23 protein-coding genes are annotated in these 25,994 nt (G+C 37.2%); 13 read left to right on the top strand and 10 right to left on the bottom strand.

Annotation, left to right across the window (positions count from 1 at the left end; translation table 11 throughout):
• Positions 1–35 precede the first annotated feature (35 nt).
• Complete coding sequence (locus IGJ14_RS00090) at positions 36–1,013, top strand: Gfo/Idh/MocA family protein (protein ID WP_019722682.1); 978 nt, start codon at positions 36–38, stop codon at positions 1,011–1,013.
• 97 nt (positions 1,014–1,110) lie between these two features.
• Complete coding sequence (locus IGJ14_RS00095; RefSeq protein WP_019722681.1) at positions 1,111–1,929, top strand: ZIP family metal transporter; 819 nt, start codon at positions 1,111–1,113, stop codon at positions 1,927–1,929.
• Between the two features lie 79 nt (positions 1,930–2,008).
• Here the strand turns inward: IGJ14_RS00095 and IGJ14_RS00100 are convergent, their stop codons facing one another.
• The gene (locus IGJ14_RS00100; protein ID WP_019722680.1) at positions 2,009–2,206 is read right to left on the bottom strand and encodes a hypothetical protein; all 198 of its coding nucleotides are present in this window, start codon (positions 2,204–2,206) and stop codon (positions 2,009–2,011) included.
• A gap of 194 nt (positions 2,207–2,400) precedes the next feature.
• Here IGJ14_RS00100 and IGJ14_RS00105 point away from each other — a divergent pair, with 194 nt between their 5' ends.
• Positions 2,401–2,979: a TMEM175 family protein gene (locus IGJ14_RS00105; protein ID WP_023518863.1), complete on the top strand. Its 579-nt coding sequence runs from the start codon at positions 2,401–2,403 to the stop codon at positions 2,977–2,979.
• 640 nt (positions 2,980–3,619) lie between these two features.
• Here IGJ14_RS00105 and IGJ14_RS00110 read toward each other — a convergent pair.
• Positions 3,620–4,069, bottom strand: coding sequence for a hypothetical protein (locus IGJ14_RS00110; protein ID WP_019722679.1), 450 nt, complete (start codon positions 4,067–4,069; stop codon positions 3,620–3,622).
• A gap of 470 nt (positions 4,070–4,539) precedes the next feature.
• Here IGJ14_RS00110 and IGJ14_RS00115 point away from each other — a divergent pair, with 470 nt between their 5' ends.
• Positions 4,540–5,568 (top strand): FUSC family protein, encoded by a 1,029-nt coding sequence (locus IGJ14_RS00115; protein ID WP_019722678.1) that lies wholly within the window; start codon positions 4,540–4,542, stop codon positions 5,566–5,568.
• A gap of 52 nt (positions 5,569–5,620) precedes the next feature.
• Here the strand turns inward: IGJ14_RS00115 and IGJ14_RS00120 are convergent, their stop codons facing one another.
• From IGJ14_RS00120 to IGJ14_RS00135, 4 genes are all read right to left on the bottom strand, one after another.
• A complete protein-coding gene (locus IGJ14_RS00120) occupies positions 5,621–7,060 on the bottom strand; it encodes a 6-phospho-beta-glucosidase (RefSeq protein ID WP_019722677.1) in 1,440 nt (479 codons plus the stop codon).
• A gap of 33 nt (positions 7,061–7,093) precedes the next feature.
• Positions 7,094–8,404 carry a PTS sugar transporter subunit IIC gene (locus IGJ14_RS00125; RefSeq protein ID WP_019722676.1) on the bottom strand — a complete coding sequence of 437 codons (1,311 nt, stop codon included), beginning with the start codon at positions 8,402–8,404 and terminating at the stop codon, positions 7,094–7,096.
• Between the two features lie 145 nt (positions 8,405–8,549).
• Positions 8,550–9,296 (bottom strand): MurR/RpiR family transcriptional regulator, encoded by a 747-nt coding sequence (locus tag IGJ14_RS00130; protein ID WP_019722675.1) that lies wholly within the window; start codon positions 9,294–9,296, stop codon positions 8,550–8,552.
• An 87-nt stretch (positions 9,297–9,383) separates the two neighbouring features.
• Complete coding sequence (locus IGJ14_RS00135) at positions 9,384–9,701, bottom strand: MazG nucleotide pyrophosphohydrolase domain-containing protein (RefSeq protein ID WP_019722674.1); 318 nt, start codon at positions 9,699–9,701, stop codon at positions 9,384–9,386.
• Between the two features lie 68 nt (positions 9,702–9,769).
• Between IGJ14_RS00135 and IGJ14_RS00140 the strand changes: the two genes are divergently transcribed.
• Positions 9,770–10,333 (top strand): TIGR00730 family Rossman fold protein, encoded by a 564-nt coding sequence (locus IGJ14_RS00140; RefSeq protein ID WP_019722673.1) that lies wholly within the window; start codon positions 9,770–9,772, stop codon positions 10,331–10,333.
• Between the two features lie 147 nt (positions 10,334–10,480).
• Complete coding sequence (locus IGJ14_RS00145; RefSeq protein ID WP_019722672.1) at positions 10,481–11,869, top strand: glycoside hydrolase family 16 protein; 1,389 nt, start codon at positions 10,481–10,483, stop codon at positions 11,867–11,869.
• Between the two features lie 98 nt (positions 11,870–11,967).
• Here the strand turns inward: IGJ14_RS00145 and IGJ14_RS00150 are convergent, their stop codons facing one another.
• A complete protein-coding gene (locus tag IGJ14_RS00150; RefSeq protein WP_019722671.1) occupies positions 11,968–12,681 on the bottom strand; it encodes a MurR/RpiR family transcriptional regulator in 714 nt (237 codons plus the stop codon).
• Positions 12,682–12,837: 156 nt separating this feature from the next.
• Between IGJ14_RS00150 and IGJ14_RS00155 the strand changes: the two genes are divergently transcribed.
• The 4 genes from IGJ14_RS00155 to IGJ14_RS00170 all read left to right on the top strand — a co-directional run bounded on the left by IGJ14_RS00155 (position 12,838) and on the right by IGJ14_RS00170 (position 17,916).
• Positions 12,838–13,629, top strand: coding sequence for a carbohydrate deacetylase (locus IGJ14_RS00155; RefSeq protein WP_019722670.1), 792 nt, complete (start codon positions 12,838–12,840; stop codon positions 13,627–13,629).
• A 56-nt stretch (positions 13,630–13,685) separates the two neighbouring features.
• A complete protein-coding gene (locus IGJ14_RS00160) occupies positions 13,686–15,269 on the top strand; it encodes a PTS transporter subunit EIIC (RefSeq protein WP_019722669.1) in 1,584 nt (527 codons plus the stop codon).
• Between the two features lie 23 nt (positions 15,270–15,292).
• Entirely contained in the window at positions 15,293–16,618 is a 1,326-nt protein-coding gene (locus IGJ14_RS00165) for a maltose-6'-phosphate glucosidase (protein WP_019722668.1), read from the top strand.
• 470 nt (positions 16,619–17,088) lie between these two features.
• Positions 17,089–17,916: a class I SAM-dependent methyltransferase gene (locus tag IGJ14_RS00170; protein ID WP_019722667.1), complete on the top strand. Its 828-nt coding sequence runs from the start codon at positions 17,089–17,091 to the stop codon at positions 17,914–17,916.
• A gap of 121 nt (positions 17,917–18,037) precedes the next feature.
• On the opposite strand, the gene IGJ14_RS00175 is transcribed toward IGJ14_RS00170, so the two are convergent.
• The gene (locus IGJ14_RS00175; protein ID WP_019722666.1) at positions 18,038–19,633 is read right to left on the bottom strand and encodes an ABC transporter ATP-binding protein; all 1,596 of its coding nucleotides are present in this window, start codon (positions 19,631–19,633) and stop codon (positions 18,038–18,040) included.
• A gap of 647 nt (positions 19,634–20,280) precedes the next feature.
• On the opposite strand from IGJ14_RS00175, the gene IGJ14_RS00180 reads away from it, so the two are divergent.
• The 3 genes from IGJ14_RS00180 (at position 20,281) to IGJ14_RS00190 (ending at position 23,108) form a co-directional block, all read left to right on the top strand.
• Positions 20,281–21,351 carry a radical SAM/SPASM domain-containing protein gene (locus IGJ14_RS00180; RefSeq protein ID WP_019722665.1) on the top strand — a complete coding sequence of 357 codons (1,071 nt, stop codon included), beginning with the start codon at positions 20,281–20,283 and terminating at the stop codon, positions 21,349–21,351.
• A 17-nt stretch (positions 21,352–21,368) separates the two neighbouring features.
• Positions 21,369–21,632 (top strand): hypothetical protein, encoded by a 264-nt coding sequence (locus IGJ14_RS00185; protein ID WP_019722664.1) that lies wholly within the window; start codon positions 21,369–21,371, stop codon positions 21,630–21,632.
• Between the two features lie 180 nt (positions 21,633–21,812).
• Positions 21,813–23,108, top strand: a complete 1,296-nt coding sequence (locus tag IGJ14_RS00190) for an ISL3 family transposase (protein ID WP_195339621.1) — start codon at positions 21,813–21,815, stop codon at positions 23,106–23,108.
• 99 nt (positions 23,109–23,207) lie between these two features.
• Here IGJ14_RS00190 and guaA read toward each other — a convergent pair whose 3' ends face one another.
• Complete coding sequence (gene guaA, locus IGJ14_RS00195) at positions 23,208–24,773, bottom strand: glutamine-hydrolyzing GMP synthase (protein WP_019723174.1); 1,566 nt, start codon at positions 24,771–24,773, stop codon at positions 23,208–23,210.
• Positions 24,774–24,831: 58 nt separating this feature from the next.
• Entirely contained in the window at positions 24,832–25,755 is a 924-nt protein-coding gene (gene coaA, locus IGJ14_RS00200) for a type I pantothenate kinase (protein WP_019723173.1), read from the bottom strand.
• Positions 25,756–25,994 lie beyond the last annotated feature (239 nt).

Below are 25,994 nucleotides of genomic sequence, written 5' to 3' on the forward strand. Positions count from 1 at the left end.
TGTTATAGTGGATTCAAAATGTTAGGAGGAAGAGTATGCTGAAAATCGGTATTATGAGCGGTGCTTCGATCGTGCCACGTGTTGTGGAAGGGATCAAAGAAAGTGGCGTGGCACAAGCTGTAGCGATTGCGACACGTCGCTTAGAAAAGGCGCAACAGTTAGCCACAGAGTTAGGCATTCCAAAAGCGTATGGCAGTTACGAAGCGTTACTTTCTGACAACGAGATAGAACTGATTTATATTCCATTGATCAATCACTTGCATTTTTCAGCCGCGAAAGCCGCGATCCAAGCAAAGAAACATGTGCTTTTAGAGAAGCCTTTTACGCTACATTCGGAGCAAGCACAAGCACTCTATGCCTTGGCTAAGGAGCACAAGGTTTTTCTCATGGAAGCACAAAAAGCCCTATTTCTACCTGCGATCGAAGACGTCAAAAAAACCATTGCATCAGGAAAAATCGGTCAAGTAAAATTAGTCGATATTCGTGATGCTCGACCGGGTTCTGAAAAAATCCCTTGGTTTTGGAAGATGGAACAAGGAGGTGGCGTATTGATTTCCAACGCCTCTTACCCATTAAGTGTCAGTCAATATTTATTTGGTACAGGATTTGATGAATATAACGGCTTATGTGTAGAACATGGAGAAGATCTGACGGATGAAGAGTGTATGGTCAACCTGAAGAAGAAAGACCTTTTCATCAGTTTATTCCTTACGACAAAAATGGATTTTACTAGTACGTATACCATCGTTGGAGAAAAAGGCACGATCATCATCCCTAACTATTGGAAAACAGACCATTATACGATCCAGATGAACAACGGAGAAGTGTTAACAAAAGATTTTCCAATGGATAGTGAATTTGTCTTTGAGATCCGTCATGTCGCCGATTTACTTTCCTCAGGTAAGAAGCAAGATACGGTGGTCGATCCAAACATGACGATTACAAATGTTCAAGTCGTTGATGATCTTTACCATAAGTGGTTTGGGAATGATTGGAAAAACGTGAGGGGATAACCGCTTAGAATAAAGGATCATCAGATTAATAGTAGAATAGTAGTCACATTTTTGGCAATATGCTAGAGTAAGAATAAAAAGGTGAAAGGGGAATTGTATGGTTGATTGGTTACTGAAGCTAGAACCTTGGCAGCAAGCGTTGACGGGTACGGCGTTTACTTATTTTATGACTGCGCTTGGGGCTGGCTTAGTTTTTTTCTTTAAAGAAATCAAAAAAGATGTACTCAATTTGATGTTAGGTTTCGCTTCGGGTGTGATGATCGCCGCCAGTTTTTGGTCTTTATTAGATCCGGCAATCACAAAAGCAGAAGAAAATGGTGATATTGCTTGGCTTGTGGTGAGTATTGGTTTTGGGCTAGGGGGATTATTTTTATACATTGCCGACAAAACCTTACCGCACATGCATTTTGGTCCAGCACACGAAAAAGAAGGCTTACCAACACATTTAAAACGCACGATTTTGCTTGTCTTTTCCATTACCTTGCATAATATTCCAGAAGGTTTAGCAGTAGGTGTTGCATTTGGTGCAGCGGCAACTGCAGATAATCCAACGACTGCGGTGCTAGCAGCGATCTCTGTGGCGTTAGGGATTGGTATTCAAAACTTTCCAGAAGGTGCGGCTGTTTCGATTCCTCTCCGACAAGAAGGATTAAGTCGAACAAAAGCCTTTGTCTATGGGCAAGCTTCAGGAGTGGTTGAACCGATTGCTGGAGTCATCGGGGCAATCTTAGTGACAAAAGTTGCAGTCTTACTGCCTTATGCCTTAGCTTTTGCTGCGGGTGCAATGATTTACGTCGTCGTGGAGGAATTGATTCCTGAAGCGCAACAAACACTTTCAAGTAAACGACACTATGCAGTTTTTGGTGTTATGACTGGTTTTATTATCATGATGATCTTAGATGTAGCATTAGGGTAAATGATATATCATTTAAAAGAGTAAAAAAAAGAGACAGAAATTTTCTGCCTCTTTTTGTTTTTCATTTAGGAAAATAGTATTAGTAATATTTTCTTTGTTGTGTGGTGCGAGTGATCCAACGGACTAACAAAATCGCAATGGCTGCCGGAATCAACAATTTAATACCTAACCATAATAAACCACTGATCACGCCAACGAATAGATTGAGGACAAAGCTAGCTACGACGAAACCTACCACTAATAGAATGATTGTTTGAAACGTATTTCTTTTTTGCATGATGATCGCCTCTTTTCTCGTTTGATAAACTTCTCAATAGAAGTTACGCTTGCTGTTTTCTATATAGTAAGTATAGCAAGGATTGATTGACTTAACCTCCACCCAGAGCCCGATTTCTACTTGCTACTTTGGTGTGAAAAGGTTGCTTTTTTGCCCTTATTACGAATAAAATGAAGCGAAAGGAGAGGAAAGTCATGCCGAAAAATCGACTAGAGGCCTTTACAGACGCCGTGATTGCTATTATTATGACGATTTTAGTGTTGGAGCTACATGAACCACACTCAGATACCTTGGAAGCGCTAGTTGCACTTGCGCCACGTTTTTTTATTTATATCATTAGTTTCTTTACCCTGGGCATTTATTGGAATAACCACCATCATTTGTTTCAAGCCGTCCACAAAGTGAATGGGCGAGTGCTCTGGGTGAATAGCTTTTTTATTTTTTTCCTGTCGCTGTTTCCATTCGTTACTTCATGGATCAGCGAATACAGTAACAGTCTTGTCCCTGAAATGACCTATGGTATAGTGATATTAGGAGCGAATCTCACGTATTATTTGTTAGCAAGGACATTAGTTGCCTCAGAGGAAGACGAGAATGCATCTATCAAAGAGTTGTTTGGTAATTATCGTAAATCCTACGTATCTATTGGTTTGAATGTCGTGGGATTGATTCTCGGATATTTGATCGCGCCCATCGCCGTATTAATAGTCAATGTCTTGATTTTGGTTACTTGGTTGATCCCAAGTCGTAAAATTGAAGCATACTATCGCTAGATACTTGAATAACATAGTCAATCAAAAGACACAGAATAGTTAGGAAATACTTCTTTCCTGTTCTGTGTTTTTTTTGTATGCTTTTGACTCGTTTAACGATTATAAAAAAATTTAACAGAAACATAAGTAAAAAATAAAAAAACAATCGAATTTTTTAGGCACAATGATAGTTAAAGAGGGATGCATATGAGAAAACGAAAAAAATTTTATCCAGCAATCATAACAAGTTTTATTACCGTACTTATTTATGTAGAGCAATCGAGGTGTAATTTGCTCGTTCTCCTGTTGTCAGTTTTACTTACTGTCATCGTCACGCTTAAAGGATAGACGATACAAAGAAGTAAACAAACTTGAGCTCGATCGGTCACAAGGTCAAAGATGACGGATTTTGTGGACAAATAGAAAGAGCTAATGAGTTATCCACAGTGGATAACTCGTTATTAGATCAAAAATTTAGATAACAAGCACATTTATTTTTTGTTGTTATTTTAAATAACATAGATAAATAGATACTAAAGGATGGACAGATATTCGTTGGAACTCAAAAAAAAAAGCAAACTGAAAGGAAGAGGAATTTCTTCGTTTCAGTTTACTTTTTTGTAGTATAAATATAAATCTATATTTACCCCCGTAGGGTATGTCAGCGTGTGTTGTAAGGTTCTCCTTCAATGGATACATTGTTTTTATAGGCAAAGTAGCGATCATTTTTTTTCGCAATGCCAAATGTATCAGAAACATGAATGTTTTGTGGAGAGAATTTTATTGCTGGAATCGAGAACGATTGCTCTTTTGGATCAGTTACTCTGATTTCAAACGATAGTTCATTTTCATCTTCTTTTGTTAGTACGATATGAGGTGTATCATTAAAATTGATTTCTGTTACTTCGTAGATGCCTAAAAAATCGACCGAGTCACCAATGCTTTTCAATAACTGATTTTTTGTAGGAACATATTCCATTTTAATTTCGTCTGTTTGGATCATTTCAGCTTTGGAGGTAACATCTCGAACAGGAGAATTCAAAAAATGAATAAAAGAAAATAAACCGACACATGCAAACAAGCTACTGATAATTAAAATAATTTTCTTCATTTTCCTTACTTTTTGTCCTTTCTGTGTTCTCCAACGTATATGTCTGATGTTAAAATCAAAAAAACTTTATGTAACAATAAATTTTAATTTTTTTTTGTTATTAAAAATGATTTCTTTCATAGTATAAATTTAAAATACAAAAAAATAAAGCAGATTTCACAAATTCTTTGACTAGATGAAAAGCTTTTAATTTTAGATAGCTAAAACTATCTATATTATTACAAATAATGGTGGTTATTATTAATTAATTATAATATTTAATTAGTTATTTAATGATTGATGGGAATTTCTGTCTGTTTAAGCGATGAAAATTGGTGTTATACTAGATAAAGTAAATTCGTTTAAATTTTTCTCTGGAAAACTCTCCTTTTACTTCTAATAGTTGATTTCTTTGATACTTCTTATAATAGACAAGACATCCTTAAGGCGAAAACGATTTTTATATACATTTCAAAATAAGGAGGTTTTTTATGGTTAAATCTTATTTTACATTTAACAAAATTCAAGAAAATCCATTTCGTATCATGAATCTGATGGTGCTAATCTTTCTCGTTTTATGGATCGGTTACATCAATCATAATTTTTTGATTTCAAGTTTCTCTTCTCTAGGTATCTTTACCTTCTTTTACTACCAGAACATTCCGATGAAGCAATTACTAAAGCGCCTATTTTTGATTGGTTGCGGTCTATTACTGGCTTTTACATTAGGGCTATTGTCGACGTATGTCATCTGGCTTGAACCATTTGCTGTTGGAGCAGTTGCTTTTTTCAGTCGGTTTATTTTGCGTTTGTTCCATATTTCTAAACCAGGGGGCTTATTTTTTGCGATGTTAGCGGCTATGGGAACGAGTATGTCCGTCCCATTTTCCCATTTGCCGACAGTAGCTTCTTTTTTCTTTATGGGTGTTGTGTTTGCTTTGATTGCTGCATTTCTAACGAAAAAAATGGATTCACGCCCGGAACAGGAAGTGGTAAAGGTATCCTTGAAGGAGCGTTTTCACCAAGAACCTTTAGTGATCATTGATTCGATTTTTTACAGCGCTGCACTATTCCTTTCCGTTTATGTGAGCCATGGCTTGAACATGAAAAATCCTTATTGGCTGACACTGTCTTGTGCCTCGATTTTATTAGCTGAGAATTTAGATGCGATGAAACATCGGCAAGTGCAATATTTGATTGGTTCGATGTTAGGGTTGTGTTTATCGGCTGTCTTATCACTGATTCCTTTTTCCCAACTTGAAACGATTTTTTTAATTACATTTCTTTATGGTATTTCTCAGTTTTTAGTTGCTCGAAATTATGCAGTGGCGAATATTTTCTTGAACCCCATGGCATTGATGCTTTCGACATTAGTCAGGAACACGTACTTGATCTCATTGATCGAGTATCGTTTTATTGGTATCGTCATCGGTAGTTTCATTGGTCTAGGTGTAGCCTGGGTAATGAATATCGGTCTGCAACATTACTTAGCAGTTGTGAAAGAAAAATATGAAACATAACAAAGAAAGGCGGTCACGACAATGAAGTCGGATCGCCTTTCTTTGTTCGTTACTAAAGCTGTTCCCCATTGGTTTCAATCACTTGTTGGTACCAAGCAAAGGAATCTTTTTTCAAACGTTGTAAGGTTCCTTTACCGGTATTATCTTTATCGACATAGATCATGCCATAGCGTTTTTCCATTTCACCACTGCCAAAGCTGACGATATCGATGATTCCCCAAGGTGTGTAACCAATTAATGGTACGCCATCTTCAACTACTGCTTTTTTCATTTGTTCGATGTGTTCTCTTAAATAATTGATCCGGTAGTCATCATGGATCTCATTTGAATCAGTTAACTGATCGTAGGCACCAAAACCATTTTCAACGATAAACAGGGGGAGATCATAACGCTGGTACACCGTATTCAATACATAACGTAACCCAACAGGATCAATCGGCCAGCCCCAGTCAGAAGCAGTAATATAAGGATTTTTAACTAGTTTTGCTGAAGGAATATCTTCTGTTTGTCTGCCCTCAACATCGGGAAGAGTTGTGATCGTTCCCGACATATAATAGCTAAAACCGATATAGTCAACAGTTCCTTGACGTAAAATTTGTCGTTCTTTCTCGCTAATATCGATTGTGAGCCCTTTTTGTTCCCAATACTTTTCTGTGTAGGTAGGGATTTCTCCGCGTACATGGACATCACTGTAGAAGAAACGACGTTCATTTGCTTTGACTGAAGCAATCATATCTTCTGGCGCACAGGAGTAGGGATAGATTGGAACGTAAGCCATCATACAACCAATCTGAAAATTGGGATTGATCTTTTTCCCTTCATTGACAGCCCAAGCACTGGCAATCAGTTCGTTGACCCCTGCTTGGAATACTAAGGCCTCTTTCTCTTGGTCATCTTCAATGATCATGGCTGAATTGGTCCAAACATGAACGGGCTCTTGTCCGTCCGCCTGATTATTGATTTCATTGAAGGTCATCCAGTAAGTTACTTTGTCTTTGTAACGGTCAAATACGCACTGAGCAAATTTAACAAATAAAGGAATGACCGCTTTATTGGCAAAGCCACCAAAATCTTCATAAATGGCATAAGGAATCTCAAAATGAGACAACGTAACTACCGGTTCGATCCCGTTTTTTAAGCATTCATCAAAAAGATCATCGTAAAATTTTAATCCTTGTTCATTCGGTGTTTCTTCTTGACCAGTAGGAAAGATCCGACTCCATGAAATGGAAGTGCGTAGACATTTTAAGCCTAGTTCTTTAAATAATTGGATGTCTTCTTTGTAACGATGGTAAAAATCAATGGCCTCGTGGTTTGGGTAATATTCACCTTCGACGACTCCTTTAGTGATCTTCCGCGGAATCCCATTTCCGCCAGCAGTCATAACATCAGCGATACTCGGACCTCGTCCATCAATATTCCAAGCACCTTCTGCTTGATGAGCAGCAATTGCGCCTCCCCATAAAAAATCTTTGGGTAACTCTCTATTCATACAAATTCCTCCTAAGTTTCAGTGATTCTCAAGTTATATCTCTGTGCGTTGTGCGCGGTTGGAAGCCATGACAAAAGGTAGGTAAATCAAAACGGAAATCGCTAAACAAAGTACGCCTATTACAATTCCCATGATATTCCCACCAGTTCCTAAAAACAAATTGATGATCCCTGGTGTGGTCCAAGGTAAACCAATCGCTGGTGATGGCATGATTGGCCAGACGACTGTGACGAAGTAACCGACCAGAATATTGACCATCGGTGTTAAAACAAAAGGAATGATCATAATTGGATTTAAGACGATCGGTAGTCCAAAAATCATCGGCTCATTGATTTGGAAAATACCTGGTACAAAAGATAGTTTGGCGATTTCGCGATATTCAGGGCGTCGTGAAGCAATAAAAATCGCAATGATCAAACCTAAGGTCATACCCGTTCCACCCATGTTTGCAAACATATCATTCAAGATGCCCCAAGTTTCCTTGTAAGGGACATCCCATAGCGAACCACCATCATTGATGAATTGGAGATTGGCTAAGTCTTGCTCGGTAAAAATCGCTGAACGAACAGCATTCAATGTGTTTGGACCATGAATACCAATAGAAAATAGCAGTGTCTGAATAAAAGCTAAGAGTAGGACACCAAACACATTCCCACCTAAGTCACGTAAAGGTGCTTGGATACCGGCATAAATCAACTCGTTGATTCCTTCAGGCGCGATCATCAAGACGAAGAAGTTGATCAAAGCTGACATAGAAACAACGATAATGATTGGGATCATCCCAGAAAAAGAGCGAGAAACAGCTGGTGGAACGAGTTCAGGCATCTTGATTTGTAATTTCTTGACTTTGAATAATTTCGGTAAGAATTCGCCAACCAAGCAAGCGACAATCATCGCAACGAATAAACCTTGAGCACCCAAATATTGCGTCGAGATGACATTCATTTCATCGACTGCAAAAGAAGTAGGGTAAAAGATCATAAAGCAAGCGACACTAGTTAGCCCAACTAAGGTTGCATCAGCTTCGAAATGTTTTGCCAAAAGCTGAGCGACTAAAAAAGCAATAAACAAACTCATGATATTGATTGTGCCATTTGCTACAGAAGCAAGGACTTGTTGTGCACTTTCTAAATTTGGAAAGATACGTGAAAGTTGAAATAATTGCACGATAAAACTGTCTTTTGAAAATAAAATATTATTGACTAGGATGACTAATGAAGAAGAAATCGTCAATGGAAAAATAAGCATGAATGCATCTCGAACGGCTGCAATATGTCGTTGGTTGTTTAACCGTGTTGCAATAGGTACAAGACTTCGATCTAATAAATCATTGAATTTTTGCATAAGAATAACACCTTTCGCTATATGATGGATTCATTATAGCGAAAGGTGTGAAAGAAAAGTAAGCGCATTCTTATTTAGGATAAAAATTTGGAACAATGAAAATTATTTCGTGGTAGGAACATAGTGTTCCAAATTGAGTGGTGAATCATTCATCCTCTAAATAACCGATCAGTGTTTCAAGGATCGCCATGGAAGGTAGCTGACTAGTCAAATCAAGAAAGATGTCTTTCCGTTCTTCTTTAATGGCATAGTCAATTGAGTAATCACACAATTGGGCCAATGAACTTTCTTTATGAGCGGTAATACAATACTTATGCACGCTATCCGCATGAGCTAAACCTGAAATTACTTCGATCAGTTCTTTTGTTTCACCTGAAACACTCAAAAAGACTAACGCATTTTTTTGATCTGGACGCAAAAAACTACGAATGGGGTAAGTCAGTTCATCTAAGCTAATACAAAAGTAACCGATATTCGCTAATTTTCGTGCCACATATTGCGCTAATGCTCCCGAAGCCCCCATGCCCATAAATAGAATAAAATCAGCTTGACGCAATGTTTTTGCCATTTTTTTGATTTGATATTCAATATCGGGATGAAAAATCGTCATGTTCAACTGATTGATTCGTTCTTCTAACATTAATTGCTTGTCATCTGTTTCATAATGGGCTTTTTCCAAATGATTTTTAATATAAAAACGAAATTCCGGAAATGAATCAAAGCCGACTTTTTGGATAAAACGAAAGACAGAGGTTGACGAAACATGCGCATCCGTCGCAATATCTCGTACCCGCATATAAGGTATTTTCTCAAGGTTATTAACGATAAAGCGATAAATCTCTTGTTCAACGGCAGACAATTTATTTAAGTTAAGACTTTCAAAGATAGCCATGTGTTTACCTCAAGATTCTTTTTCTTTAGAGTATAGCACGATGGAAAGGGTTTTTCTAAAAAAATTGGAAATGGCATCGTGAGAAGACTACATATTGAACCGCTTCTCTAGTTTTTGTTTGTGGTGATGAATGATTTCTTCGAAGGATAGGTCATATTTATCAGCAAGAATCAGAACATTATCTAAGACATCACCCAATTCCTCCATCAGATTTTCCTTGTAAAAATCAATTGTTTGTATAGATTCATCCGGACGATCCCGACCGATTTCGAGACTTCGAACCGCTCTTGAAACTTCGCCAACTTCTTCAGTTAAAAAGCCGATACGGATAAATGGATCGTAGTCGTACCACTTTCTTTTTTTATAAAAATCAAGCACCCAGTCGTTGTATTCTTTTATGTTCATGTTGAGGTTAACCACCTTTCAATTATATAATAGCATAAGCTGAAAAAAATTTGGAAGGGGTTTCGGAAATGAACATTGCAGTCTATTGCGGAGCAAGTAAAGGGAATTCTCCAGAATTTGAACGAGTAACGAGAAGCTTAGGTGAGTGGATCGGGAAGAATGAGTATCAATTGGTTTATGGTGGTGGAAATGCTGGTTTGATGGGGATTATTGCTGATTCAGTACTAGGATCTGGAGGGAAAGTGACAGGTATCATGCCTGACTTTTTGGCAAAACGAGAACTAGCAAAAAAAGATGTCACCTCTTTGATGATCGTGTCGTCGATGCACGAACGGAAACAAAAAATGATTGAATTATCAGATGTGTATATTGCACTGCCCGGCGGTCCTGGAACCATCGAAGAAATTACTGAAGTAATCTCTTGGGGGAGGATCGGGCAACATGTCAATCCGTGCGTGTTAATGAATCACAAAGGATTTTTCGATCCTTTAAAGCAGCAGTATCAAGCCATGGTCAATCAAGGCTTTTTAACAAGAGAAGACTTCGATAAAATTTTGTTTGCGGATGCGCTGACAGAGATCCAGCCTTTTGTCGAACAGTATATTCCGCATAAAATCAGGGAGTATAAATAAGCATAAGAAAGCATGAATGAAATCCTGCTTTTTACAAATTGAATGTAATTTCAATGAGTGAAAGTATATTTTTTTTCTAGATCAATCATACTTTTTTGGACTGTTGCATGTTAAATTATAGGCACAGAAAGTGAGAGGGGTTTCTTTATGCGTAAAAGAGTGTTAGGTATATTGGTTTTATCATCTTTATTTTTAGGAACGGCAACAGTTCAAGGGGAAGAATCTGTGCCAGAAAAAGAAGGATATCGATTAGATTTTCACGATGAATTCAACGGGGATGACTTAGATAAAAGTAAATGGACAGATCGTTATTTGTCCCATTGGGCAAACGATCCGGAAGAGGCACAAGCCAATTACCGTTTTGAAGATGGTGCATTAGTTGAATATATTGAGGAAAATCAAAAAGCATGGGCACCAACGCTAGATAAGGATAATTATGGCTACGGAACTACTGGAGTTAGGTCTAGTGCGATACAAACATTCAATAAAAATTGGATTCATAATTTTAGCGGTTCTCAAGAATTGATGTCACCGATCCCTGATGACGAACTTATGTTAGGGGACGAAGAAACTGGGGGTTATGCTACCACCTATGGCTACTTTGAATTACGTGCGAAATTAAGTAAATCTTTAGGCGGTGGTCATCAAGCTTGGTGGCTAGTAGGGATGCAAAATGATACAGATGATTGGTTTAATTCGAAGGAAACAGGCGAAATAGATATTATTGAAACATTTTTTGATTACTCAGAAAATGTTCAACGACCAGTTGGGACAAAAGGAATCACAGAAGAGAATCGTAAAAAAGGCATCTGGCAAGTTTGTACATTTGGCTGGAACGATCCTTTCTTCTCAACCTCATGGACAGACAGTACGACAGCTACACTTGGAGGAGATGAAGCGGTAGTTCCAGGCAAAGTTGGGCTAGAAAGTTTAACGAACGAATATCATACCTATGCTTTAGAATGGGAACCAGGTTCACTAAAGTTTTATTTTGACGGAGAGTTGTTTAGAACGATCAACCAAGCACCAGATTATCCAATGGGAATGATTCTAAATATCTATACAGATTCAGGATCTGGTAAACATGACGATGTATTTCCCAAAGAATGGGCCATAGATTACGTAAGAGTGTATAAAAAAGATGGTGGGTATGAATTACCGAAACAAACGTTAAAAAATCGTGAAACCGGTTTGTATATCCATCTGGATGATTCTTCAGATAAAGTGTTGTTGTCAAAAGAGCAACAGGAAATGTCAAAATGGGAGATCATTCCGAAGGGTGAATATTTTCTTATTAAGAACGCTCTAACAGGGGAATTGCTGCATGTAGAAAATCAAAAAGGTTTCGTAGAACATGGCGATATTGAAGAGACCGCCTACAGCGCACAGTGGAAAAAAGAAACAGTAGAAGGCTATACACGACTCGTGAATCGTTGGAAACCTGATCAAGTCATTCATACAGAAAATGACTTGGGCTATTTAGAAGCAAGCGACGTCCATTCAGGAGCCTGGAAGAGCCAGTGGTTATTGCAGTGAATAATTAACGACAGCTTCACCAAGCAGATAAGTTCAGTATGCACTTGTATATTGAGCTTATCTGCTTTTTTTATAAGAGATAAGTTTTTCTATCATTTTTATGTGTAGCGATTGATCAAGTACTCCATCAAATTTAAAGAGTTCCCAAAAAAGTAGTTAAGGCTTTGATTTTCATAATCAACTCCCGTGTTTTCACGATCTACAATAAACGATAAATCGCTTTGTTTTACATAAGTACTGTTTTTCGTTGCAGTGATTGCAATGACATTTCCACCATAGTTTTTACATTCCTTCATTTTGATCAATCCACGTTTATTCTCACCAGATTGAGAAAAGGTAATTAAAGTATGCGGAGTTTCATCCGAAACAAGGCTGATTTCTACCCCTTCAAGATCAATAGCATATACTTTTTTCAGTAGTAACTTTCTGTATGAATAATCAACTAAAAATTGGCAAAAACCTTCACCGAATAAATAAATTTTTTTTGATTCAAAGGCCTTTTCGAAGTAACTATCAATGGTATCCCAATCTTGTAGTGTTTGAACAAATGGTAATGGCGTTTCTTGCTTTTTTTCAATCACAGAAAATTCGGTTTTCAAAAAAAAGATCATTTCTTTGTAATTATTAAACCCTGCTCGCTTAGCCAGGCGGCTAATGGATGATTGCGATGTAAAATTTTCTTCTGCAATCGTTTTGATCTCGCTGTTCTCTTTGTTTTTTACTCGTTCAATCATACTTTCGATGATTTGTTCATCTTCATTCCGTAAATTACTATTTGGAAATAAACGATTACAGTAGTAAATATTTGCCATATCTAATCTCCTCGTCTGAAAGTACTTTCAAAGTAAGAAAGCTCAATCATCTTATTTTAAAAGCATTGTATGCGCTATCTTGATAAATTATACTACATACATAAACAAAGTAAATGACTTAATGAAAGTAATTTCTTTAATGAAAGAGGATAAAAAATGAAAAAAATCATTATTAATGCAGATGATTTTGGCTATTCGCCTGCTGTAAATTTAGGTATTATTGAAGCTTTTAAAAATGGTGTACTCACTTCTACTACTTTGATGGCAAATATGCCTGGCTGTAATGAAGCGATCCAATTAGCCAAAAAGCATCCTGGACTTGGTGTGGGTGGGCATCTGGTATTAACTTGCGGAAAACCTATGCTTTCAGGCTCTTCCCTTGTTGATGAGCAAGGAAACTTTTTTAATTTGAATGAATATCAAGAGAAGCGAAATGAAATGGAGGATTCTGAAATATTTGATGAATGGTGTGCCCAAATCGACTATCTTCTGAATAACGGTATGAGCTTGACTCATTTGGATAGCCATCATCATGTGCATACGTTCAGTGAGAACTACGAAATTACAGCAAAAATTGCCGAGAAATATCAATTATGTTTTAGAAACGCATTTGAGCTGGAAGACAATCTAGCACTTCCTTATCAAAAATCAATTACTGGATTTTTAGATTTAATGGATTCTCAAGAAATCCGTAATTTAGAAGCTACCTTTGCATCGAGGAAGAAAGAGTGTTTAAGCGAGATACAAGTCGTCTTAAACCAAGTAGAAGAAGATCAAGTAACGGAGTTGATGGTTCATCCAGCTTATGTTGACGAAATCCTTTATTTTCATTCTTCTTTTAATGTACAAAGAGTAAAGGAAGTAGTTATCCTCTGTTCATCTGAGTTAAAGCAGCGATTAGAGAAACAAGGTTTTGCCTTATATCACTATGGAAATATTCAGTCGTGATCAACTGTTTTCATTGGCTGAAAGCTTCAAATAATCTTATAAAGGGGTAGAAGAAGATGCGGGAAAAATTTATGAAGTCAGCAAGTATATTTTCGAAAGCCATTATCCAACCAGTCATGTTTATGGCAGTGACTGGAATCATTCTTTCGGTATGTGCCATTCTCAGTCTAGAGATGATGCCAACATTCTCGAAAAACGTCGGAAATTTTGTTTATAGTATTTTGTCTGGAGGAATGATTGGTCAACTAAGTGCTATCTTTTGTGTCGGAATAGCAGCAGCTTTAGCGAAACCAAAATACAAAACTGATGCTGCAATTTTGGGCATTATTACTTACTTAGTTTTTCTATATGCAAACAATGCTTGGTTAACAGCGACCAACACATTAGCTGAAGCTGGTGAACAAGGGCTGTATGGTACTGGACAAGGGCTGGTCTTTGGTATTCAGGTGACAGATATGGGGGTTTTTCTAGGAATTCTGCTTGGGGTATTTGTTGGATTTATGGTGAATCGCTTTGGTGAAATCAAACTGCATAAATACCTTTCACCTTATTCAGGCACAAAGTCAGTTTATATCCTGATTGTCTTTGCTACGATTCTATTTGCAATGGGTATTACTTACGTTTGGCCAATCATCAATCATCTGGTTGAGGCAGTGGTAGGGACAACGACTACCGCAGGCGCTGTTGGTTTTTTCTTCTATGGGTTCTTAAATCGGATGTTGTTACCCTTAGGATTACATCATTTTCTATGGATGCCACTATTTTATACACCACTTGGGGGAACAGCAGAAATTGCCGGAGAAATGTACAATGGGGCATTTAATATCTGGTTAGCTGAGCTAGGAAACGCAAGTCAGATTACATCGATGCATCCGTCAATTGGTTATTTAGCCAACTTCGGTTCTATTTCTTTACCGATTGGTATTGCTTTTGCTTTATGGAAAACAGCAAAACCGGAGAATAAAAAGAAAGTAGCCGGCATTTTGATTCCAACAGTTACTACGGCTTTTCTAGCTGGTGTAACAGAACCACTGGAGTTTCTATTCTTATTTTTATCACCTGTTCTATGGTTGGCTCATTCAGTTGTCTATGGGCTAAGTATGTTGATCACGAACTTAGTAGGTATCAGTATTCAATTTGATACAGGAATCAATATGATTATCAATAGTTTCGCCTTTCCAGCACATTTAGGGCGACAATATTTGATTCCGATCGTATTTATTGTCACAGCAGCATTGGAATATTTTGTATTCAAAACACTTATCGTAAAACTTGATATTCCGACATTAGGACGAGAAAAATCTGATGATGTAGAAGTAGCCTTGGAAGAGGGGAATTCTGAACAAGGGATAGATCTGCCAGCGTCAGCGACTACCTTTGATCCACAAATCCAATATATCGTTTCAGGTCTAGGTGGTCCAGAAAATATTGCAAGTATGATGAATTGCTATACTCGTCTACGGGTGGATGTGAAAGATGAAGCAAAGGTGGACATGTCTATCTTAAATAATAAAGTGAAATCATCAGGAATTGTTGATAAAGGGAAACATATACAGATCGTCATTGGTATGGGTGTTGAGAAAGAACGAGAAAAAGTTGAAGAATACTTAAACTATTTAACTAGCACACAAACACATTAAAAGAAGCTTGGAGGAACAAATCAATGGGAAATAAATTTGTCATGGTAGGTGGTGGCTCCACGCAGTCACCAGGTATTTTAGAAGTATTGCGAAAACGTGCGGAAGAATTAAATCTAAGTGAGTTGGTTTTATATGATAACGATGAAGAACGGGTATCATTATTAGGACAATATACAAAAATGTACTACTCTGAAACCGGATCAAAGGTAAAGGTTTCTTTTACTACGAATATTGATGAGGCATTCCAAGATGCTCATTTTTTATTTATGCAAATTCGTCCAGGTCTGAATAAACAACGAGCGATTGATGAAAAAATCTGCTTACGCAATGGAGTCGTCGGGCAAGAAACTTGTGGATTGGGAGGTTTTTCATTTGCTTTACGAGTGATACCAGCTGTCTTAGAGATTATTCGTAAAGTAAAAGAAATTTGTCCAGAGGCTTGGATCTTAAATTACACAAATCCCGAAGCGATTTTGTCTGAAGCAATTTATCGTGAATTCCCTGATGCGAAAGTACTGTGTATTTGTGATATGCCGATTTCGATTGAGGGGGCAATTGCTAAGTATTTCAATAAGGATTTACAGGATCTGACATTTAAATATTTTGGACTTAACCATTTTGGTTGGTGGACGAATGTCATTGATGAAAATGGGCAGGATCTATTGCCAAGACTACGAGAAGATGTACTAAGTGGAAAAATCGATACATTATTGATGTCAAATGATGAAACGGTCGGTGATCAATATTGGATCGACACCTATAAACAGATGATTCGTTTATTCAAACGATTCCCTGACTATTTTCCAAATTGCTATTTACAGTACTATTTGACACCAGATGAAATGGTTGCACATGATGATCCTGAATTTACTCGTGGTGATTATGTGATGCAAGGACGTGAGAAACGTATTTATGAGGAATGCCGAAGAGTAATTGCTGCGGGGACAGCGAAGGATTCCTCGCTACATGCTGGTGTTCATGGCAATTACATTGTTGATATTGCGTATGCGATCATCCATAATACGAGAGAACGGTTTACAGTAAATAAAAAGAATCACGGGGCGATTTCAAACTTTGATGCCGAAGCGGTGATCGAAACACCAGCTTATATTGGCGCAATGGGTGCTGAAACAATCAATATCGGTGAGATTCCAACGATGCAAAAAGGCTTGATGGAAATGCAAAAAGCTTATGAAAAACTGACGGTTGATGCTGCACTTTCGGGTTCTTACCAAACGGCATTAGAAGCAGTTATGCTGAATAAAACCATTCCTGATTATCAGACAGGTAAAAAAGTTTTGGATGAATTACACGAAGCAAATAAAGCATTTTGGCCTGCCTTAAAATAAATGAAGTGGCTGGAGATTAGAGTTACTTGGAATTGTTAAATATATGACAAAAAGCAGAAAATAGTTCGTTATATTTTCTGCTTTAACTTTCAATAAAGTAGTTCTCTGGTGTACTAATCATTTAGTATCTATACAGTTTCAATAGTGCATAAGAAGTCGAGTTAGCAAAAAAACAGTGACATTTGTGATTATTTTTGTTAAACTATACTTATAAATTTAACAGAAAAAGGTGATGAATCCGGCATATCAGATGTGACAAAATCAGTGACATGGGTATGACTGGAAGCGAGTAAATAAAATCAATTCAATAGGTAAAAATTTGAGCTGATATCCAGCTTTATTTAGTGTACCTATGTATTTGATTTTATTTTACTCGCATCTTCGCCTTATGCAGGGAAGCCGTAGAGTAAAATCTACGGCTTTTTTCTTTTGTTTAAATTTATAAAAAGAAAAAGAGGAGATGGAAGATAATGATTGAAACACTTTTAAACAAACCGACACTTTACCAACAAACGAAAGGTGCATTTTGGGATGATCGCCATATCTCAAAGCAAATGCTCCAAGCACATCTTGACCCTGAATTTGAAGGCGCAAGTCGAAAAGCTGGGTTTATTGATGAATCTGTTCGTTGGATCAATACAGTAATCCCGCCGAAAGCCTATCCAACGTTATTAGATATTGGCTGTGGTCCGGGAATCTATGCAGAAAAATTTAGTCGATTAGGGTATGAAGTAACGGGGCTTGATTTTTCTAAGCGTTCGATAGCATATGCCAAAAAATCTGCGGAAGACCAACAGTTACCGATTACGTACCATTATGCAGATTATCTGACAATGGATTTAGATAAACAATACGATAGCATCACAATGATCTATTGTGACTTTGGAGCGTTATCAGCGAGTGATAGAAAAAGATTATTAGGAAATATTTATCAGCATCTAAAACCGACGGGGAAAGTTTTATTGGATGTTTTTTCGATGGCAAGTTATCAATCATTTGAAGAAAAGCGAGTTTGGGATACTTGTCCAGACGGAGGATTCTGGACAGAGGAACCTCATGTAGCATTACAATATAATACAAAATACAACGAACGTGTAACTTTAGAACAAACGACGATCCTTACCGATCATGAAAACAAAAATTATTATCTATGGATGACGTATTTTACAAAAGAAACTCTGCAAAAAGAAATGGAAGCGGCTGGTTTTGTTGTTAGTGGGTTTTACGGGGATGTAAAAGGAAGTCCTTATGATGAGAACTCGCCGACACTAGCAGTAGTGTTAGAAAAGAAAGAATAACAATTTTACTATTAGTCCAAAAGGAAAATATCTAGCGTAGATAAAAGCAGGAATCCACAAAAGTCGTTCATCGGATTTTTGTGGATTCTTACTTGTTTTTTGAAGAGGACGGAGGATAGATCTATACAATCGTTTCTACACGAGAAGAGATTTGAATGAACTTATTGGCAAAATTTTTATTTTCCTTGTCATGAGAGGTGAATAAAATGATTTTATTTTGTCTTACGTTCATGAGTGTGTCAAAGATGGCATCCGCAGAGTCTTTGTCGATACTACTCGTACTTTCATCTAGAATCCATATCCTACTGTCTTGGAGTATCATACGGGCAATGAACACGCGTTGTTTTTCGCCCCCCGACAGGTTTGCGCCATTATCAATGATTAAAGAATCCCAGTCTTTGTTTTTAAAAATCGGAGCAAGCAGTGTTGAATTTCTCAGCGCTTCTTTTTTTTCTTCTGAAATCGGTTGACCAAGAGTGATATTGTATTCAAGTGTATTTGAAAAGAGCAAAGTTGTTTGAGAAAGATAAGTGATTTGTTCTCTGACTTGCTTTCCATTCAACTGATCAAGAGGGAGGTCGTTGATATAGATACCATTACTTGCATAAAAGCTCAAGATGGCTTTTATCAGCGTCGATTTTCCAGAACCTGAAGGGCCTTCGATATAACAAATATCTCCTAAATTCAGTGTTTCAGTCAATGACAAATGGATTCTTTTCGCATTTAATGCCATCGTGATTTGCGGATCGGTAAATTTGATGCTAGTGATTGGATCAATTGGTGTGCCGGATAAATCTTCTTGATGAAGTTCTAAGTTTTCTTGAACAAATTGTTGGTTTGCTACGACTGTTCGATAATCGACATTGATTTTGGATAAATCAGAAAGGGAAGTGAAGAAAACGGGCATTAATATACTAACTACCATCATATTATTCAACTGGAGCTGTTGGTTATACACCAAGTAGCTGATCGTTATAAAAATAATATTTTGAGAAAGTTGGTTGATGAATGAGACAGTATAACTAGTGATTTGAGCAAATTTATTTGTTGATGCCAAACTTGTGTACATTTTTTTTAGTGTTTTTGAAGTTAGTTGTTTGACAGTATCAAAGCTAGGTAACATTTTAAATTGTTCTGGATTACCCAAGAGCAAAATCAAATCTTTTTGAGCATTGGCATTTTCGTCTTGCATCGTTTTGATTCTTTGATTGAGTGTTTTATTGATAAAAAGATAAGAGAAGATGTTAATAGGGATCAAAAGAAGCGTAATCAGGAAAATAGTTGAATCGAGCGTTAAAAATATACCTAACACGATAAGAATAGAGATGGCTGATTTCAGTACTAAAAAGAAGCTGGTCGTCATAAACATATAGGAAGTATCCACAATTCTGAAAATTCGAGTGACTAGATTACCAGATTCTAAATTGATATATTTCTCAAATTTCAAAGTATATATTTTGGCTAACAAATCGGAAATTGAGTTCAAATTGAATTTTTTTGCAAAATTTTCTCGGTAAATGATCAAACAAACCTGAAAAAGATAAGAGAGTGACATGGCACCAATTATTAGGAAGATAATAGGAAAAATAGTGGTTGACTGATAACTATTGATACTATTAAGAATAAAGGGAGCAATCAAGGTGGTTAGTACGGTTACTAAAACTAATAACATAGATATAAATAGATATATGTAGCCTTTCTTTGAAAAAAATTTCATTTTCCATTACACTCCTTAAGTACGTGGTTGACAAATCATTATAAAGAATATTATACTTTTATTAGGAAAAAATGGAAAGGTTATTTTTCTCTTTTTTTCATAAATATATGAGTGTGTAAAGACAGAAAAATTAGGTAGTTACTTAACAGAATTTATGTTGTTTCGTATGATCATGCTGATTTTTTGATATGGTTTGAAAACGTAAAGGAGGAATAGTAATGTTCAAAAAACCTGAATTGAAAAGAATTACAGGTACATACGCAGTTCCATGCGACTGTGGGATTATTGCTGGTCAAGGATCGTAAATAGAGATGAGACGATGACAACATGTCTTACCTCAAGAAATAAGCTGAAGATTACGGAAATTGTTCATGCGATTTTTGTGACTTTCAGCTTATTTTTGAAAGGGGTTTTAAATTTTTCCTACTTATTTTTGGTGCAGAAAGTGGGCGCTCCCTTCGGTTTACCCTGCGAAAATGAACTTGTGGTTTAAAAAATGAGGTGATTTTATCCGAATCAAAGAGAATCTTCATGCCTATCGATTCAATGAACAATTTATTGTACATAATGTCCTACGTAGTACATGGATATTAGTTGATCAAGAAGAATTAAACAAAATAAAAAAGCAAGATTACAAACATCTACCAATGGCAACCCAGAAAAAGATGGATCTGTTTCAAATCCTTTTAGAAGACCCGATTGAAGTAGAAAAAACGGAGCATGGAATACCAGAGACAGCTTATTTGGTTATGACCCATCAATGCAATTTGAAGTGTGTTTACTGCTATGCAGAAGCCAGTCCTGAAAAGGAATATGAGGATAGTTTAAATTTTGTCGAATGGATCGACGTTCTCAATCAATTGAAGGATTGCGGTGTAAAGAAAATTATCTTTACTGGCGGTGAGGTTGGGTTAAGTAAGGATGCGCTAAAATATATCGATTATGCCAAAAAAATTGGTCTAACTATTGGTTTGATCACGAATGGGACTTTAGTACGGAATGCAAAAGATGCAGCGTTTCTAGCTGAAAGATGTGCTTCGATCACCATCAGCTTAGATTCGATCGACCAAGTCGCAAATGATAAAAATAGAGGAAAAGGCTGTTATCGCATAGCAATGAGAGGGATTCAAAATCTATTAGACTTGAATTATCCAAATATTGCAGTCAATACGATCATTACCAATAATAATTTCAATAATATTGACGAAACGGTGGAATTTTTAAAGAAGAATAACATCAATTATAAATTAGGCGGATTCAGTGAACTAGGACGTGCAAAAATGGCAGAGATTTCTTTAACTGAGAGTGAGAGAACGGAAATCGAGTTAAAACAAAAGAACAAAAATCGTTCACCATTTTTAAAACCTTTCACCATCAAAGAATCCTGTGGACTTGGCGTTGGAGAATTTGCAATCAATCCTGTTGGTGATATATTTGCCTGTAAACTGTTAGAAACTGCTGACTACAAACTGGGAAATATTAGAGAAAAGCAACTTAGCGAGGTTTTTGGCGAAGAGAATATTACCTTTATTCGCTCTCAAAGCATCAATCATTTAACAAAATGTAACGATTGTTCATTCCGTTACTTATGCGGTGGAGGATGTCGTGCACATCATTATTATGCAACCAATGATACCCAAGGTGTAGACGAAGCAGAGTGTAATTTGATCAAGGAAATCCTAAAGCATCAAATGGTTCGTAGCTGTACAAATGAATAACGAAAAGAGTGGAAGACATGAAACTCAATGAGCACATCACATATGAAAAAATGGGAAATGACTTATACATCATGGTCGAGGATGAACGTTTTGTTTTAGACAATGACGTAGCAATTGATATATTTAATTTGTTAAAGGCTGAATCGACGAAAGAAAACATAAAAGCCTTTGTGCGAGACAAGTATCGTTTAGATCAAGAATTTACAGATGATGAAAAAGATAGTTATGTAGAGGAATTTTTGACCGTACTTAAAATTAATGGAATTATGATTGGATCTTGAAGATCGTTGAATCTAGCAAAATAAGCAGCAACCGATCAAATTTGGGCTCTATAATTTATGGGACTGATGAATCAAAATTGATTCTTCAGTCCCATTTTCATTTTAGGTATTAAAAAACATATCGTTCTCTAGTATGATTAAATCACCACAAAATAAACAACTGAGAGGACGATATGCTATATGAATGATTCTATCAAAAAAATGCTAAGATTAATAGATAAAGATTTGATGATTACTGAGATCTCTTACGAGATCTTTCATAAGGAAAAGACATTGGTCATTAATGCCATTCTCTCACCTGATCCTTGTGCCTGTAGAAGTTGTGGTTCTACTGTGGTAGATGGAAATGGGAAAGCAATTGTGGTGAAAAATGGGAAGAAAGAAATCATTGTCCGCTTTGAACAATACAATCATATGCCAATGGTTATGCGCTTAAAAAAGCAACGCTATACCTGTAAAAACTGTCGAACCCATTGGACTGCTCAAAGCTATTTTGTACGCCCAAGACATTCAATTGCGGATCATGTCAGATATAAAATTGCTTCTTTACTGACTGAAAAAGTCTCTTTATCTTTTATTGCGAAAAGCTGTCAGGTATCTTTGACTACCGTTATTCGTACATTGAAAGAGTTTAAAAGCTATTTACCAAAGCCCACTAAGAGGATTCTCCCCAAAGTATTGATGGTTGATGAATTTCGTTCGCACACTTCCATAGAAGATAAAATGAGCTTTATTTGCGCAGATGGAGAAACAGGTAATTTAATTGATATCTTACCTACTCGTAAATTACCTCGATTAACAAACTATTTCTTGGGCTGCACCAATCCAGAAGAAGTAAAATTCTTAGTCACAGACATGAACGCCGCCTACTTCCAGCTCACCAAACGCGTTCTGCCAAATGCGAAAGTAGTGATTGATCGGTTCCATATTGTCAAACACATGAATCAAGCTTTCAATGAGTTGCGTATCCGTGAAATGAATGAACTGCGTAAAGCAGGACAGAAAAGCCATGCAGAAAAACTGAAAAAGAACTGGCGCTTTCTGCTAAAAAATCGTGCAAACATTAATCACTATGAGTATAAAACATGGAAAAGTTTCCGAGCACCTAAATACCCATTTCTTACTGAAGCAATGATGATTGATCGATTGCTTAGCTTTTCTAAGCCCCTAAAGGAGGCATATCCCTTTTTCCATGAATTAGTTGAAGCTTTTCGAGACAAAGACCCTGACTTGTTTTTCTCCTTATTGGCAGAACTTCCCGAAACGTTAGATGACGGCTTTCGTGAGAAACTTCAAAACCTACTGACCTACGAAGAAGGCATCGCCAATGCGATGATTTATCCTTACTCCAATGGAAAAATAGAAGCAAAGAATACCCACATAAAAACGATGAAACGAGTATCCTACGGATTTAGATCATTTGAGAACATGAAAATTAGAATCTTTTTGACCAATCAATTAATCAAAGTTAGATAACAAAAAATCTGAGCCAGAATGTGGTTCATTCTGACCCAGATTTAATTTTTCGCAACTCATCAGTCCTTATTGACAAAGAGCCCGGATTTTTTGATTATTCTATTCCCACTCCACAGTTGCTGGTGGTTTAGAGGTAATATCGTACACGATACGGTTCACGTGTGCGACTTCATTGACGATACGTACAGAGATTTTTTGTAGCACATCCCATGGGATACGTGCAAAGTCAGCTGTCATACCATCAATCGATGTGACCGCACGGATACCGACTGTGTAGTCATACGTACGACCGTCGCCCATGACACCAACAGAACGGATACCAGGTAAAACAGTGAAGTATTGCCAGATGTCACGGTCAAGACCGGCAGCGGCGATTTCTTCGCGTAAGATCATATCTGATTCACGGACGATCTCCAATTTTTCTTCAGTGATTTCACCTAAGACACGGATACCAAGACCTGGTCCAGGGAATGGTTGGCGCCAAACGATTGAGTCAGGCATACCAAGCTGTGTCCCTAGTTCGCGGACTTCGTCTTTGAATAATGTGTTCAATGGTTCGATCAATTCAAATTGCATGTCCTCAGGCAAGCCACCTACGTTGTGGTGTGATTTGATCGTTTGGGCAGTTTCTGTTCCACTTTCGATTACGTCGGTGTAAAGTGTTCCTTGTGCCAAGAAAGACACACCTTCTTCGCCGGCAAGCTTTGTTGCTTCGTCGTCAAATAAGTATACGAATTCGTTACCGATGATTTTACGTTTTTCTTCAGGATCAGAGACACCTGCAAGTTTATTTAAGAAACGTTCTCTTGCATCTACTTTGATGATGTTCAAGCCGAATTTTCCGCCTAAGCTTTCCATGACTTGATCCGCTTCGCCTTTACGCAATAGACCATGGTCAACGAAAATCGATGTTAATTGATCACCGATCGCTTTTTGTAAAAGGACACCAACGACACTTGAATCCACTCCGCCAGATAAACCAAGTAAGACTTTTTTATCGCCAACTTGTTCACGGATTTTTTCGATCTGCATGTCGATGAAATTATTCATTGTCCAATTGCCTTCACAGTGACAGATGTCAAAAGCAAAATGACGTAATAATTCGATCCCATATTCTGAATGACGGACTTCTGCGTGGAATTGGATACCGTAGAAGTTACGTTCTTTGTCTTGGATCGATGCAATTGGGCAATCGCTACTTGTAGCAACAGTTTCAAAACCTTCTGGTACTTTGGTTACTAGATCCCCATGGCTCATCCAAACGGTTTGTTGTTTCGGTGTTTGGCTGAATAGTGCCGCATCATCGGCTGTTACTTCAAGCAATGCTTTGCCGTATTCACGGTTTTTTGCAGGCTCAACAGAACCGCCAAGTTTGTACGTGATCAATTGCATACCATAACAAATACCCAACACTGGAATGCCTAAATTGAAGATTTCAGGATCAATGCCAAAAGCATTCTCATCATAGACACTGTTTGGTCCTCCAGAAAGGATGATCCCTTTCGGATTCATGGCTTTCACTTCTTCAGCTGTAATACGGTGGCTCAATAATTCAGAAAAAACACCTAAATCACGGATGCGTCGTGTAATCAATTGATTATATTGACTACCGTAATCTAGTACGATGATTTTTTCAACGTTTGTCATATCGGCAACGTTCGTCACATTTATTACCCCTATCCCTTTAAAATTTATCTCAAAATAGTTGAACTATTTTAAAATGCTAATATTTTCGCATGAAAATCGAATCGATAATATGATTTTCAGTTTTATGGAGAATTATATCGGCTCTTCCACGAGTAGGCAAGATATATTCGTTTAAATTCTTCAAATTCACATTTTTCCATACATCTCTTGCCATTTTAAACGCATCTTCACGATTACCAATGGCAAATTGGTAGTAATAGTTTTGTGGATGTTGAAAAGCTGTATCAAGTAACGCGCCAAAGCGATCCAAATACCATTTTTCGATCAATTCAGAATCTGCATCAACGTAGACAGAGAAATCAAAAAAGTCACTGACGTAAATCTGTTGATTAGCTGGTAGTTGAAGCGTGTTGATTCCTTCGACAATCAAAATGTCCGGTTGTTGGATCAGTTCATATTCATCGGGAATAATATCATAGACATCGTGAGAGTAGACGGGAACTTTGGTTGTTTCTTGACCGGATTTCACTTGATTAAGAAAATCGATCAACCTTTCCATGTCATAGCTTTCCGGAAATCCTTTCCGGTCCATGATACCACGTTCTTTTAAGACTTTATTCGGATATAAAAAACCATCTGTGGTGATCAGCTGGACATTTCTTCGTTTGAATGTCCGAGACAAAATCATTTGCAATAAGCGCGCGGTGGTGCTTTTACCAACTGCGACACTTCCGGCAATCCCGATAATAAAAGGTGGGACTTGAGTATATTTATGAAGGAATAACCCTTTGCTCAGAGAGAGGGATTCAAACTCTTTCATATGCAGAAAAATCAAGTGCGCAAGTGGTACATAAATGTCGCGAACATCTTGCATGGAAATACGGTCATTCAAACTTTTTATACTATCTAGTTCATCTTGTGTCAATGGAGCTTGACCATTTCGGTAAAATTCGCGCCACTCTTCTCTTGCCACACGGTAATAATTCATTGGATCATTCATACATAGCCTCCTGGATTCTCCCATCAATGGACCTATTTTAACATAAATGCGTGTCAAACCCTACCACTTAGGCGAGAAACTAATTGGTTTTTTCTCATATCAGAGGATGGAAGAATAGGCGTTCTTTCTTTTTTGATAACTGAAAAGAGGCGAGGAGAATAGAGGATTGAGTAAGAAAAAAGTAACAGTTTAACTCAAAGTTAACTGAAATGGCAGGAATAGAAGTAACATTTTGGGAA

The sequence above is a fragment of the Enterococcus sp. DIV1304_2 genome (assembly GCF_050555445.1).
Taxonomy (GTDB): domain Bacteria; phylum Bacillota; class Bacilli; order Lactobacillales; family Enterococcaceae; genus Enterococcus_B; species Enterococcus_B pernyi.

Bases quoted from the DNA above. Each gene is read 5' to 3' on its own strand.
- IGJ14_RS00090 (WP_019722682.1), top strand. From the start codon at position 36: ATGCTGAAAATCGGTATTATGAGCGGTGCTTCGATCGTGCCACGTGTT.
- IGJ14_RS00095 (WP_019722681.1), top strand. From the start codon at position 1,111: ATGGTTGATTGGTTACTGAAGCTAGAACCTTGGCAGCAAGCGTTGACG.
- IGJ14_RS00100 (WP_019722680.1), bottom strand. From the start codon at position 2,206: ATGCAAAAAAGAAATACGTTTCAAACAATCATTCTATTAGTGGTAGGT.
- IGJ14_RS00105 (WP_023518863.1), top strand. From the start codon at position 2,401: ATGCCGAAAAATCGACTAGAGGCCTTTACAGACGCCGTGATTGCTATT.
- IGJ14_RS00110 (WP_019722679.1), bottom strand. From the start codon at position 4,069: ATGAAGAAAATTATTTTAATTATCAGTAGCTTGTTTGCATGTGTCGGT.
- IGJ14_RS00115 (WP_019722678.1), top strand. From the start codon at position 4,540: ATGGTTAAATCTTATTTTACATTTAACAAAATTCAAGAAAATCCATTT.
- IGJ14_RS00120 (WP_019722677.1), bottom strand. From the start codon at position 7,060: ATGAATAGAGAGTTACCCAAAGATTTTTTATGGGGAGGCGCAATTGCT.
- IGJ14_RS00125 (WP_019722676.1), bottom strand. From the start codon at position 8,404: ATGCAAAAATTCAATGATTTATTAGATCGAAGTCTTGTACCTATTGCA.
- IGJ14_RS00130 (WP_019722675.1), bottom strand. From the start codon at position 9,296: ATGGCTATCTTTGAAAGTCTTAACTTAAATAAATTGTCTGCCGTTGAA.
- IGJ14_RS00135 (WP_019722674.1), bottom strand. From the start codon at position 9,701: ATGAACATAAAAGAATACAACGACTGGGTGCTTGATTTTTATAAAAAA.
- IGJ14_RS00140 (WP_019722673.1), top strand. From the start codon at position 9,770: ATGAACATTGCAGTCTATTGCGGAGCAAGTAAAGGGAATTCTCCAGAA.
- IGJ14_RS00145 (WP_019722672.1), top strand. From the start codon at position 10,481: ATGCGTAAAAGAGTGTTAGGTATATTGGTTTTATCATCTTTATTTTTA.
- IGJ14_RS00150 (WP_019722671.1), bottom strand. From the start codon at position 12,681: ATGGCAAATATTTACTACTGTAATCGTTTATTTCCAAATAGTAATTTA.
- IGJ14_RS00155 (WP_019722670.1), top strand. From the start codon at position 12,838: ATGAAAAAAATCATTATTAATGCAGATGATTTTGGCTATTCGCCTGCT.
- IGJ14_RS00160 (WP_019722669.1), top strand. From the start codon at position 13,686: ATGCGGGAAAAATTTATGAAGTCAGCAAGTATATTTTCGAAAGCCATT.
- IGJ14_RS00165 (WP_019722668.1), top strand. From the start codon at position 15,293: ATGGGAAATAAATTTGTCATGGTAGGTGGTGGCTCCACGCAGTCACCA.
- IGJ14_RS00170 (WP_019722667.1), top strand. From the start codon at position 17,089: ATGATTGAAACACTTTTAAACAAACCGACACTTTACCAACAAACGAAA.
- IGJ14_RS00175 (WP_019722666.1), bottom strand. From the start codon at position 19,633: ATGAAATTTTTTTCAAAGAAAGGCTACATATATCTATTTATATCTATG.
- IGJ14_RS00180 (WP_019722665.1), top strand. From the start codon at position 20,281: ATGGCAACCCAGAAAAAGATGGATCTGTTTCAAATCCTTTTAGAAGAC.
- IGJ14_RS00185 (WP_019722664.1), top strand. From the start codon at position 21,369: ATGAAACTCAATGAGCACATCACATATGAAAAAATGGGAAATGACTTA.
- IGJ14_RS00190 (WP_195339621.1), top strand. From the start codon at position 21,813: ATGAATGATTCTATCAAAAAAATGCTAAGATTAATAGATAAAGATTTG.
- coaA (WP_019723173.1), bottom strand. From the start codon at position 25,755: ATGAATGATCCAATGAATTATTACCGTGTGGCAAGAGAAGAGTGGCGC.